Annotated in this window: 13 protein-coding genes and 2 pseudogenes; 2 read left to right on the top strand and 13 right to left on the bottom strand. The window is 57.7% G+C overall.

The window, feature by feature from the left end:
• Positions 1-97: 97 nt before the first annotated feature.
• Positions 98-544: pseudogene (locus tag ACJJVH_RS30470) on the top strand (flavin reductase family protein); the annotation flags it as partial.
• 651 nt (positions 545-1,195) lie between these two features.
• Here the strand turns inward: ACJJVH_RS30470 and ACJJVH_RS30465 are convergent.
• From ACJJVH_RS30465 to ACJJVH_RS30405, 13 genes and pseudogenes are all read right to left on the bottom strand, one after another.
• On the bottom strand, positions 1,196-1,717 hold the full coding sequence (locus ACJJVH_RS30465; RefSeq protein ID WP_412066277.1) for a DoxX family protein: 522 nt from the start codon (positions 1,715-1,717) through the stop codon (positions 1,196-1,198).
• Entirely contained in the window at positions 1,714-2,490 is a 777-nt protein-coding gene (locus ACJJVH_RS30460) for a putative DNA-binding domain-containing protein (protein WP_412066276.1), read from the bottom strand. Before ACJJVH_RS30460 ends, ACJJVH_RS30465 begins: the two co-directional genes overlap by 4 nt.
• Positions 2,491-2,509: 19 nt before the next feature.
• Positions 2,510-3,433, bottom strand: coding sequence for a DUF692 domain-containing protein (locus ACJJVH_RS30455; protein WP_412066275.1), 924 nt, complete (start codon positions 3,431-3,433; stop codon positions 2,510-2,512).
• 37 nt (positions 3,434-3,470) lie between these two features.
• Entirely contained in the window at positions 3,471-3,776 is a 306-nt protein-coding gene (locus tag ACJJVH_RS30450) for a DUF2282 domain-containing protein (protein WP_113452471.1), read from the bottom strand.
• A 107-nt stretch (positions 3,777-3,883) separates the two neighbouring features.
• Complete coding sequence (locus tag ACJJVH_RS30445) at positions 3,884-4,435, bottom strand: carboxymuconolactone decarboxylase family protein (RefSeq protein WP_412066274.1); 552 nt, start codon at positions 4,433-4,435, stop codon at positions 3,884-3,886.
• A gap of 325 nt (positions 4,436-4,760) precedes the next feature.
• Positions 4,761-5,597 (bottom strand): alpha/beta hydrolase, encoded by an 837-nt coding sequence (locus ACJJVH_RS30440; RefSeq protein WP_113452469.1) that lies wholly within the window; start codon positions 5,595-5,597, stop codon positions 4,761-4,763.
• Positions 5,598-5,690: 93 nt separating this feature from the next.
• Complete coding sequence (locus ACJJVH_RS30435) at positions 5,691-6,638, bottom strand: alpha/beta fold hydrolase (protein WP_113452468.1); 948 nt, start codon at positions 6,636-6,638, stop codon at positions 5,691-5,693.
• Positions 6,638-7,300, bottom strand: a complete 663-nt coding sequence (locus ACJJVH_RS30430; protein WP_113452467.1) for an NAD(P)H-dependent oxidoreductase — start codon at positions 7,298-7,300, stop codon at positions 6,638-6,640. The genes ACJJVH_RS30435 and ACJJVH_RS30430 overlap by 1 nt, the downstream gene beginning before the upstream one ends.
• A gap of 27 nt (positions 7,301-7,327) precedes the next feature.
• A pseudogene (locus ACJJVH_RS30425) lies at positions 7,328-7,796 on the bottom strand (DUF1348 family protein).
• 149 nt (positions 7,797-7,945) lie between these two features.
• Positions 7,946-8,959: a LysR family transcriptional regulator gene (locus ACJJVH_RS30420; protein ID WP_412066273.1), complete on the bottom strand. Its 1,014-nt coding sequence runs from the start codon at positions 8,957-8,959 to the stop codon at positions 7,946-7,948.
• A 164-nt stretch (positions 8,960-9,123) separates the two neighbouring features.
• Positions 9,124-9,828, bottom strand: a complete 705-nt coding sequence (locus ACJJVH_RS30415) for a glutathione S-transferase family protein (RefSeq protein ID WP_412066272.1) — start codon at positions 9,826-9,828, stop codon at positions 9,124-9,126.
• An 11-nt stretch (positions 9,829-9,839) separates the two neighbouring features.
• Positions 9,840-10,700 carry an EamA family transporter gene (locus ACJJVH_RS30410; RefSeq protein ID WP_412066271.1) on the bottom strand — a complete coding sequence of 287 codons (861 nt, stop codon included), beginning with the start codon at positions 10,698-10,700 and terminating at the stop codon, positions 9,840-9,842.
• A gap of 3 nt (positions 10,701-10,703) precedes the next feature.
• Complete coding sequence (locus tag ACJJVH_RS30405; protein ID WP_412066270.1) at positions 10,704-11,357, bottom strand: peroxiredoxin-like family protein; 654 nt, start codon at positions 11,355-11,357, stop codon at positions 10,704-10,706.
• Between the two features lie 132 nt (positions 11,358-11,489).
• On the opposite strand from ACJJVH_RS30405, the gene ACJJVH_RS30400 reads away from it, so the two are divergent.
• Positions 11,490-12,083 carry a TetR/AcrR family transcriptional regulator gene (locus ACJJVH_RS30400; RefSeq protein WP_412066269.1) on the top strand — a complete coding sequence of 198 codons (594 nt, stop codon included), beginning with the start codon at positions 11,490-11,492 and terminating at the stop codon, positions 12,081-12,083.

The raw sequence follows: 12,083 nt of genomic DNA, 5'->3' as shown, positions 1-12,083 counted from the left end.
AACGCAGTACGACCCCATTGCTCGGTGAAATGCTTTCTAAACTGGATATTTCAAGGGGCCTTCGATGCGGCTTGTTTCAAAACGGTCGAATTCGCTCAAGGACACGGCGCGCAACATCCGCGAGACCGGCGAGTTTACCCTCCATATCTGCGGCAACGTTCTGGTAGACCAGATGGAGGTCTGCGCCATCAAGTTCGGGCCCGAGGTCGACGAGATGGAGAAGGCTGGCCTGGCGACGGTCCCTGGCCAGATGGTGCGCAATCCGCGCATCCTGGCGGCCTCAGCCGCACTCGAATGCCGTCGCCACACGACATTGCAGGTCGGCCCTGCGCGGGAAATCATTCTGGGGAAGGTGATTGGAGTTTTTGTCCGCTCTGATGCGGCCAACACCTCGAAGCTGCATATCGACTAGCAAATAATAGATGCGGTCAGCCGTATGGGCGGCCACGCCTACGCCCGAACACGCGAGTAGTTCGATATCAAAACGTTGACGCCGCAAGAGTGGGAAAATCGTAAGACCGAAGCAACACTCGCGGCGGAGTGACCGGGGCTTCTAACTTCTGAAGAGCCGCCGGTTGCTTGTTATGGAAAAGAAGCAAGAGTTCATTACGACGGATCTTTTCGATCTCGTGAGAGATACATTACTATTATGTTAAATAGGCGTGTTGACGTAAAATCGAACTTTTTCTGAACGTTGATGATAGGGGCTATGCGTCAGCGATTCATATCCCTTCAAGAGCCCGGGCTCCCAATTGTCCATTGCCAACTGGGCTGGGAATTTGGCAGATCACATGTGATGCTCGACCTTGCAATAGTTTCAGCAAAAACAGGTCTATTGAACTTTCTAGCGAAAAACGGCTTGTCCTGGCTGGCTAAACCCGGCCGCAGCATGCCAATTTCAAGATTGAAATGCCAAACTAAAATCCACACTGAACGACAAGCAGGGCGGAGATTGCCAGCCTGATCGGGCGATCCGCGGTCTCCATGGAACGAGAGCCGACAGGGGAGGGAAGTCCGCCATCATCCGACAGATTAGGTGAAGGCAGCTTCGCGGCTGAGCTAGCCAAAATCGATGCAGCTCTTGATCGCTCAGCGCGAGTGCTCGAAAGTAGACGAGCGTGAACGCTACATGCAAAGGGCGGGTCGTCGCTGGTGTCACTCGGTCGGATCGAGACGATCAGGTTGACGCTGTCTTTTACGGGACGCTCGTTGGAAGCGCGGATAAGCGCCGAAGGATGTAATCGACGGATATGCGTCCCGGACCCCAGGCCATGATGGCGAGAGCCATGGCCGCCCATGTGATGTGGATAGGCCATCCGTCCGGCACAGTGAGCTCTACGATCAGCGTCATGAAGAGCAAGCCCAAACCGGCAAATCGCGTCGCAAATCCGAGGACGAGTAGGATTGGAAAGGTGATTTCCCCGCAGCCAGAAAGGAAAGCCATCGCTGTTGGAGCTGGAAACGGGTAGGGGCCACCTGGAAGGTGCAGCATGAACTCATCGGTGAACAGGGTAACAGCCGTGTCGCTCAGTTGAAGAAAGCCATCCCACTTCAATATCCCGGATCGCCAGAACGGAACCGCTAGGGCCACCCTCAGCACAAGCTGGACAAAGGAGGGTTGCGCAATCGCGCGGACGATCTGGCTCGTCTTGTCGACGAGGCGCAAAATAGGGCGAAGTCTTTCAGCCGCCGAAATTGATTGGTTCGTGCTACTCATGAGGTCGCTCCAAAGTCGAGGCCAGTGAACGCACCGGCGGTGAACATGCCGGAAATGCTGGCGGGAAGGTCAAAATTGGGGGCGCTCGCCATCGCGGCCGCAGCCGCGGTGGCGAGCGTCTGCCCGCTGATCAATGCAGTCAGAAAAACCGCCCCGCCTTCCGGGAGGTGACGAACCTCGACCTCGTTTTCCGGGCGCGTGATGAGGGCATCTTCGGCTTCGGTCGCGTCGATCGGATCAACAGGGTCCGTGCTGCGATTGGCAGAGAATATGGTGAGTGCGGCATATCGCGATCTCACTACCCGCGTTGCCGGATGGGACCTGAAGGTAAGTTCGCCGAGATGTTCCGGCGGGACAATAGAAAGCCTCTCGGCCGCAAGCGGGATGGCATCCGCCGCGTGATAGGCATCGAGCCAGGCCCGCTCGATGCGTGCCGTATCGGCGAGCCAGGGCATTCCCCGCGCGTATTCATAACGTTCGATGAAGGCCGGAAACTCGCGCCCATATTCGAAAAGGAGAGGCGAAGTCGGCGGCGTTGCCCGCACATGAAACCGAGCCATGGCACGAAAAAATTCGACACCAGTGATACGTTGCACGACCGGATAAATCGCGGCGAGCGAGTCGATAAGACTGACCGTGACGTTGTTGCGATAAACGTTGTAGCGCTTGACCGCAGCCTTCCCGTTCGGACCCGCGACCACATCAGGCGTTTGATGATCTGGATCGACGAGGGCTGAGGAAAAGGCGTCTGCGTAGGTCGGACGCTGGCGCATATCATGTCGTGAAAAGCGGCTAAGCTGCATGGTTCTTATCCAGAGAAGAGAACCCGACGTATTGGTCCAGAATGCGCTGCGCGGCTGTCGCCTCGGCCTTGAGCACAGGCCAATCGGGAATGTTGCTGTCCCACTCGATGAGCGTCGGGACGGGTCCGCATTTCTGAATGACGATTTCGTAAAGCTTCCACACCGCATTGGCGACCGGGCCGTCGTGGCTGTCAATAAGAAGAAGTTCGCCCTCGTCGTCGGCTTGCTCGGCGTGACCCGCGAGATGGATTTCTCCAACTTTGGCAAGCGGGAAGTTCGAAAGATAGTCGAGGGCTGAAAAACCGTGGTTGGTTGCCGATACGAATACGTTATTGACATCGAGAAGGAGACCGCAACCGGTCATCCGCGCTATGGCGCGGATGAAGTCGGTTTCGCTCATCGTGGATTCACGGAACATCACATAGGTTGATGGATTCTCAAGGAGGATCGGACGCCCAATTTCTTCCTGCACCTCGTCGATATGCGCGCACACCCTCGAAAGCGTTTCGTTGGTATAAGGCAATGGAAGCAAGTCATTGAAGAACGTGTTTTCGTGTGTCGACCAGGCCAAATGCTCGGACACGAGCGCAGGCTCGTAGCGCTCAACGAGCGACTTGAATCGTCCGAGGTGTTCGCGATCGAGCGGCTGTGGGCCTCCGATCGACATGCAGACGCCATGGAGTGACACAGGGTTGTCCTGACGGATCGTTTCGAGTGCTCGATGCGGGGGGCCACCGGCCCCCATGTAGTTCTCGGCATGGACCTCGAAGAAACCCTTGGACTTCCCGTCGGCCATAATCGCCGGAAGATGCTCGTGCTTGAAACTCGTCCCGGCCTGCCCGACGATTGCATGATCCGGAAAGCGGAAAGTGTTCGCCGTCAGCCCGGTGTTCTGATTGAAGCTCGAGGTCATTGCGTTTCTCCGCTTTCCGGGGCTGTTATGGTGGCGATCAGATCGGCTTCAGCGAGCCGTGCTTGCCGCCCGGCACCACGATCGACTCGCAGGTGCCACCCTGCACGAACTTCCAGGAATTGCCCTGGAAATCGACGGTCGAGGTACCTTGGCAGGTGGTGCCAGGACCAGCGGCGCAGTCGTTCTGGCCCTTGAGGGCAACACCGTAGCACTTCACCTTGTGAGCGGAGACGGCGGCCTGCTCTTCGGCCTTGGTCAACGGGGCAGCGACGGCGATAGAGGCTAGCGCACTTGAAACGGCACCGGCGAGTATCAATGAGCTGATTGCGGACTTTGCAGACATTCGGTTACTCCTTGTTGGATTGTGCCTCGAATAAGCGGCACGATAGGTCTTCGTGAGTTTGACGTCTTTCGTTACAAAAAAAATGCTCACGGAGTCGTGAGCGTCCTTCAGGCCGCTTCGTGTGCTCGAACAACGGGGAAGTCGACGTCGGTCTTGGCAACTTCGTTGACGTAGTTCGTCAGCGTGTTGAGCGCGACGTGCAGAACAATCTCGATGATCTGCGCATCGTCATAACAGGCGGCGCGAACGCTCTGAAGTGCAGCGTCGCTGATATGCCCACGCTCGCGCGTGACCGTCGCAGCGAACTTCACCGCCGCATCGGCCTTGGGATCGTTCGAGGCGCCATTACGATTGGCAGTGATTTCGGCGTCATCGAGTTTTGCGAGATTCTTGCCGAGGTAAGTGTGAGCTGACAGGCAATAATCGCACCCGTTGATCTGCGCCACTGCGATGGCGATCCGTTCGCGCGTCGGCGCCGGTAGCTGGCCTTTTCCGAGTGCACCGAGGAGGCCGAGATAGCCCTCGATCGAGGCTGGGCTGTTGGCGACGAGACGGAATAGATTCGGGACACTGCCGAGTTGCTTTTTCGCAGCTTCGAGAAAGGGCTGAGAGGAAGACGGGGCGGCGTCGATGGAAGCCGGGATGGCGATGCGGGACATAGCTTTGTGTCCTTATTCTGGGGCAGGCGACATTGCCTGCCGTTTTTTTATGTGCTTCCGCATTTGATGAATATTGCGGTTCTCTGGAACTTAATCTTCCAGAAATCGGGAGATTAATCGCGGAGATAGCGGTCTTTTCTCCAGCGATTCCGGGGATACCAGCTGGTCTCCTGTCGACCGTCAGCGCCATTCGCCACGCGGCTGTTTTTGCTGCTGGTGATAAAGCAAGGCCAGTCGGCTCGACTGCGCGAGCCGAGTCGTTCAAGTCCGGGTATGCAGCGGTGAATGGTGAAAAGGCAGGGCCCGGAAGCTGTGGGATCCTCAATCAGAGCGATTTCGCGAGTGCGCTGGCGACAGTTGCCAATTGGACGCCGTTCGGATCCGCCAGATCGGTTAGGATCGAGAAGTGTCTCCGCCCAGGAAGCGATAGAAATGAAGCGGTCTCGCCGCCCGCTTTACAAGCGTCGGCGTAATCCTCCGATTGGCGTATCAGCTCGGGAAGTTCATCGGCCCCGACGGAGACGATCAAGGGAGCGCCCGGTTCGATTTTGCGGAGCGGACTAAATCGCGCGATCTCCTGCGGCGTCAATTGGAGTTTGTCGTTAAGCCAACACTGCGCGATTGGCTCCAGGTCAAACAATGCGCTAATCGTCATCGTCAGAGTGATCGCAGGGTGACTTCGGTAGAGGGCCGCCAACTGTCCGCCAGCGGAATGACCGCAGAGACAGACCGGCCGCCCGCCGAAACCGATATCGCTCCCACTGTTCTGCAGAAACTCGATCATCAATCCGATTTCACCGACGATCTCGGTCATGGACGCGTCCGGAGCTAGCGTATACTCAGCAAGCACGACATTAAATCCACATTCCAGCGCTCCTTTTGCAACGAATGCCAGATCTTCTTTTGTGTAGTTTTGCCAGTATCCGCCATGGACGAACAAGAAAGTGGGCGCGTCCGCGCGGTCGCCCGTTAGCCAGTCAAAACGCTGGCGGGGTCGAGGGCCGTATGCGATATCGCGCCGAGCGTCGACATTGCGATAAAGCGCATCACCCTGTTCCTTGAAGCGAGCCATCATGGCCAAATAATCCGGCTCCGCCCGGACATTGTTATACGCCAAGTCAAGGGCGGAGCGGTCCATGCGACGATAGGGAAGAAAAGCCATCTATCCGAATTCCTTTGGCCACCTTGAGGTACATTTCCTCCGCGTTTGGTGGCCGTAAACGATCGGTTAGAGACTCGGAATCCTGAGCCGTGATCAGCCGGGATGCTTCGCCATGAAATCGCGGATCAGCCGCGCGATCTCGTCGTTCTTTTCGTCCATTGCGAAATGGCCCGCATCCAGCAGGTGGATTTCAGCATCGGGCAGATCGCGCTTGAACGCCTCGCCGCCCGGCGCCGTGAACGACGGATCATTTGCACCCCACGCGACCAGCGTGGGCGGCTTGTGATCGCGGAGCCACGCTTGCCATTTTGGATAGGAGGCGACATTGGTCCGATAATCGTAGAGAAGATCTGATTGGATTTCGCGCTGACCCGGCTGGGATAGATGCGCGTATTCATCCGTCCAGGTGTCGGGGTTGTAGCGCTCGGGATGCGACGTGCCGGCGAGATGGCGGCCCTTCGTTGCTTCGAACGACAGAAACGCGTTGACCACCTCGGGATGCTCTTTCGGATTGGCCCAATATTCGGCGATCTTCGCCCATTTGGGGCCTAGGCCGTCCTTATAAACATTGCCGTTCTGGGTAATGAGCGCGTGAAGTCGCTCGGGGTGCATCAGCATGATGCGAAACCCGACTGGCGCGCCATAGTCGTGAATGTAAAGCGTGTAATTATTGATCTTCAGTGTTTCGAGCAGGTCGTCGGTCGTCTTCGCCAGGTGGTCGAACGTATAGGTGTAGCTTGACGGTGGCGGCGCATCGCTCTGACCGAAGCCTGGAAAATCCGGCGCGATCAGATGGTAGTGCGTAGCGAGCAACGGAATGAGGGTATCGAACTCACGCGACGAAGATGGGAAGCCGTGGAGGAGCACGATGGTCGGCGCATCCTTGGGTCCGGCTTCGCGGTAGAAAACGCCTACGCCGTCTACCTGCACACGATGGTAGGTCGTACTTGATGACGTGGACGCCATCGGCTCGGCCCTAGCCGCCTGCGCGGCGAAAAGGCTCGCGGCCACCGCCGCTGCCAATACAATCGGTTTTCTCATCAAATCGCTCCTGCGTTGACAGTTTGGTTTCGGACATGCCCCTGAGCCAGGCGAACAGCGTCCTGTTTGGCGCGTTCGAGGTCAGCGGCAGCGTCGCTTGTCAGGAGCGTCGGCTGAAAGCGCACCTCGTCGATCGCTGATATGCCCGCCTGGTTCAGCCAGGCACGCAAGTAGGTCGAATGGTGATCCACCCCGAAGGCGGGCGACGGCGAAGTCGGCGCAAATGCACCAGACGTTAGGACTAGCGTCGCCTGCTTGTTTTCCAGCAGTCCGAAATAGCCGGTTTCCGGCTTCAATCCGAAAAGAAGACCAGGCTGGTGGATGATGTCGATATACTGCTTCAGCCGGTAGGGAATGCCGCCATTCCACATCGGCACCGCGAAGAGGTAGCGGTCGGCGGAGATGAAGCGATTGGCAATGCCGACGATCTGATCCCAGGCGGTTTGCTGGATGGCGTTTTGATCGTTGCCCAGTATGACGTTAAGTTTTGCTGCAGCCTTATCGCCGTCGAAAGCCGGTAAGTTCGTGTCCCAAAGGTCGAGTCTGTCAATTTCGAGCCTCGGGTCTCCGGCCTGGAGAGTCTTGAGGTAGACGTCGGCAATCTCGATCGATTTGGAATCCGTGCCGCGTGGCGACGCTTGCACGAACAACAGCTTGGTCATGGGTTATCTCCTTGGAATATTGTGATGTTAACGGCACAGGCCGAGGTCGCTCAAACCCGGGTGGTCATCAGGATGGCGGCCAAGCGGCCACCGGAATTGTGATCAGCGTCTGCGATCGGAAGGTCATTGATGCAGGCGAACCGCCGGTGCATCAGGCCGTCCGGCGCGAATTCCAATCCTCGTTGCCATAGCTTCGGAACCAGTTGCCGCTGTCGTCATGTCATTCATAGGCGCAGCGGACGGCAATGCGGTTTCCGGAGAACGCCCAGAGCTCCTTGATCAGACGGTAGTCGAGCTCCTTGCTCCACTTGCGCGTCAGAAACGCGACGACCTCGCCGCGACCATTGACGAATTCGGACCGGTTGCGCCAAGCCGTGTCCGGGGTATAGGCGAGCGAAACTCTTTTGGGATCCCTGTTATTCCAGCCATCTTCGGCAATGCGGACTTTTTCAGTGGCGGTCGCTTGGGTGAATGGCGGAAAGGGTGGTCGGCTCATCGTGCTTGCTCGTTCTATGGCGGATGTCATCCGCATAGATAGAACGCAAATAAAGGACGCAGAATACGTGATAGTTGGAACGCTACCTCCCATTTCGTGGAAGGGGTAACCAGCATCAAACGTCGAATTGAATTACGGCGTCCTTTTGCTCAAAGCTCAGTTGAGATCTTGACGACCTTCCCGGTCTTTCGACCCTGGAGTGTCTCTGATCCTTGAAGCGTGTCCTCTTCGCCCGCGAGATGGTTCTCCGCACCGCGTTTTGGGCCGATTTGCGATAGAAGCGCGCGCAACCGGGGAGTCATGAAGTCGAGGAACGCTCGGAGCTTGAGTGGGATCATTCCTCCGCCTCGATAGACCAGGCTTACGGGTATCGGAGGCGGCTCGAACTCCTCGAGCACGATGACGAGTTCGCCTTTCCTGACGGCGTCTTCGATTTGATAAGAAAGAACGCGCGTCACACCGGCTCCGAGTTTTGCCGCGTTGATCGACGCTTCCGCCGTTGTCGCGACAAACCTCGAATGAACGGGCACGGTGATCGGGGCTCTTGCGATGCCAAAGCTCCACGACAGCGGATTGGACTGCCCTTCGAATGTGACGCAAGGGAGCTGGCTTAAATCGGAGGGGCGTCGGGGCAGACCGTGTTTTTCGAAATAGGCTGGACTACCGCACACCACGCGCCGGATTTCGCCGACCTTTGTCGCCATAAGGGTGCTATCGGGAAGCAGGCTTATGCGTAGGGCTGCGTCGATGTGCTCATCGAGGAGATTGGTGATGTGGTCGCCGAGCGTCAGTCGTACGTCCACCTCTGGATAAGCGTCGAGAAAGTTGACGATGATAGGGACCATATGCAGGCGGCCGAAGACAATGGGGGCTGTGACAACCAGATCGCCACGTGGCGCAACGTATTCGCCGGCAGCAGCACGCTCTGCTTCGTAGATCTGCTGAAGGATATGTCTGCTCGCTTTGAAATATGCTTCGCCCGCGTCCGTCAACGTCAACTTCCGGTTCGAGCGGTTCAGAAGCTTGGTTTTCAGATGCGCTTCGAGATAGGATACCTTCCTGCTCACGGTGGCCAGCGGAACGCCCAGGCTCCGCCCGGCCGCGGAGAGGCTGCCCTTTTCGACGATGGTGACCAGCAACTTCATTGCCTCGATTCGATCCATGCAACTCTCACATTCCGGAAGCGTTTTACTGGAACAGTACACTTGCATTGTGCATGTTGATGCTGGCGAACGTGCCGCCGCTCAGCTTGGTCCACGTCCAGATTTTCGGGGGTGTATAGTCAGAGGAGCTCGTCATTTTGTTCTCCGCCACGTCTTCGGTCAGCTCACGCTGCGGGCGGATAGTTCGATGGGAAGAGAGAGCGCTTGGTCTCTTCATCATTCACTGTTTTGAACGTGTGGTTCTTGCCGACTGCGCGTGCCCGTGCGACCGCCGGGCGAGCGTCCACTGTTTGAAACAACCGCTTCAGATTCGGATAGGGACCGAGAGGATCTTCCGCGCCTTTGCGCACCCGAGAGGCACGGTCCAGCCAGCCCCAGGCCGAGATGTCTGCAATCGTGTAGTCGTCGCCGACGATGTAGGCCCTGCCTTCGAGGTGATCGTTCAACACCTGATAGTGCCGTTCGGCCTCCCTGCGATAGCGATTGACGGCGTAGTCGAGTCCTTCGGGGGCGGTGAATTGGAAATGGACGGCCTGGCCTGAGAACGGGCCGAGGCCCGACGCCAAAAAGAGCAACCACGACAGAAGCTCGGGACGATCCTCCGGTTTGCCGACGAACTTGCCGGTCTTTTCCCCGAGGTAGATCAGGATCGCGGTCGAGTCGAACAGGCGAGCTTCTTTGCCACCAGGGCCCTCGGTGTCGATGATTGCCGGCACCTTGCCATTGGGATTGATGGCACGGAACGACGGCGAGTGCTGTTCGCCCTTGCTGGTGTCGACGGGGACGGTCTCATAGCGAAGACCTGCCTCTTCAAGGAAGAGGGCCACTTTCGCGGGGTTTGGCGTCGGATGAAAATAGAAGCGAATCATATGTCTCTCCTTTAGATTTTGACGGATGAATGCACGGGTGATGGAGTAGGCCCGGAAGCCAGCAGAACCCCGATGACGATGACGGCGATCGACAGCTCCTTGCTAAAAGAGGGTGTCTCAGCAAGAACCGGAACCGCGAGCATCGCTACGGCTGCTGGCAGGAGCGCGATAATGGCGCTTGCTGCCGAAGGGGCTAGCTGTGAGACAGCGCGGTTGAACGAGAATATCGCGAAGTAGGCCGCCGACCAAATGCAAATGAGAGCGGCGGTCTGCGTCACGGTTAGACCGCTTGCGCGAAATACCGGCGTGTAAACGGCCCATAAGCCCCCGGCGCCGGCCAACGCCGCGACGCCTGTCGGATCCGGCGCACCTCGATTGAGCGCCGTGGCGGAAAGCAGGCATGCTAATCCCACGACAATTGCGGCATAGCTGATCCATCGCATAGCGCCTTGCGATTGCCCAATGAACATCCACCCGAAGATGCCCGCAAAGACCGGGATTATCGTCGGCGCAATTGAAGCCGCGTCTGCAGACGGCGTAAGCCGTAGGCCGAGCGCGACGAGGAGGACAAAAGGAACGCCCCAGAGCATGGAAAAGACTAATCCCTGTCTCCATGCCGCCCACGGGAGTCGCGACGATCCACGCATGATTGTCGGAGCAAGAAGAAGTGCTCCCACGCCGAAGCGCAAAGCCGTGATATCCCAAATGCGGAGTTCGCGTATGACGCTAAACCGCGTTGCCACAAACCATCCGGAGAAGATGATCACCGACAGGCCCGCCCAAACGAAACCGGTGAGCCGCCTCAGGCCTGATGACGAGGCGAAGTCACCTTCGGCTATTGCTTCCGTGGCCGAGACCTCACTGTTCGCCATGCGTCATATTGCCCTCAGCGAACCCAACGCGGCTAAAATTTTCTCGGGCTCAAGGCGCTGTGTGTAGTCGACGTCGATATGGGCAAGCTTGACGCGGCCATCGCGGGCGACGACGTAAGTCGACGGCACTGGGAGCTCCCAACTATCGTCGCCGTTGATGTCGGGAAGCGCCTTGTTGACGGAACGCAGTGCCGCTCGGAGTTCGTCAGCTAATGAATAGACAAGGCCGAAGCTACCCGCCACGCGATTTCCCACATCGCTGAGGACGTTAAAGGTGAGGGCGTTCACCTCTGCTGTCGATAAGGAGCCGTCAGGCGCCTGAGGAGATATCGCGACGAGGCTTGCTCCGGCGGCAATGATCTGTGGAAGGATAGCCTGGTAGGCCCGCAGCTGAATATTACAATAAGGGCACCAGCCACCACGATAGAAAGTGATCACGGTCGGGCCCTGTACCAAGAGCGTCGAAAGCGACACAGAGCCGCCCTTGGCATCCGATAGTGAAAAGTCAGGAGCAATGTCGCCTTCGGTGATCGCATTGTCGCGTGCGAAGCTTTGGCGGAGTTCTTCAATTTTTGTGGCGTAGAACTCGACGCGTCCTGCCGGCGCAGATTGCGCAAACTGAGCCTTGAAGGCATCGAGGTCTTGTTTCAGTCCCATGTGGCTTTCCCCCCGGGGCTTGCATTTCGGCAAAAACTGACGAAATTGAGTTTTATTACGTTCGTTCTAGAATGCAATCTCGTTACAATCATGGCACGGTAAATTCTGAGAGAGGTCTGGACGGACGAGAACATGGCAAGGCCGCGAGAATTTGAAGAGAGTGCGGTGCTCGATGCCGCTATGGAATGTTTCTGGAGCCGCGGCTACGAGGCCACGTCGATGCGCGACCTTGTTGACAGGACAGGCATCACCGGAGCGAGTTTGTATAACGCCTTCGGCGACAAGCGCGCGATCTATCAGCGAGCGCTTGATCGTTACGTCGAGGGGAGTGTTGTCGCTCGCCTGGCGCGCTGTGAAGAATTTCCTTCGCTCGATGCGATCGTTGCCTTTTTCGACGATATCGTGTCGCGATCCGTCGAGGATCCTGCCCGGAAGGGATGCATGCTTGTGAACGCTGCGCTGGACGTCGCACCCCATGATGACGAGTTTCAGCGAGTCGTCGCCGAGGTGCTCATGCGCATCGAGGATTTTTTCCGGCGATGCGTCCGGAAAGGGCAAGAGCAGGGCGCGATCACGTCGTCGATGTCAGCTGATGAGTTGGCCCGACACCTGCTGGGTGTTTTGCTTGGGGTTCGGGTGCTCGCACGTGTCCGTCCAGACCGGACATTGCTCGAGGGAGTGGTACGTCCGGCGATCGAGCTTCTTCAGCTGGGCGCGCGCAGATGA

It is taken from the genome of Rhizobium sp. SYY.PMSO (assembly GCF_046840415.1).
Taxonomy (GTDB): domain Bacteria; phylum Pseudomonadota; class Alphaproteobacteria; order Rhizobiales; family Rhizobiaceae; genus Rhizobium.
The sequence above is the reverse complement of the archived record's forward strand: the minus strand, read 5'-3'. Positions and strand labels throughout refer to the sequence as shown.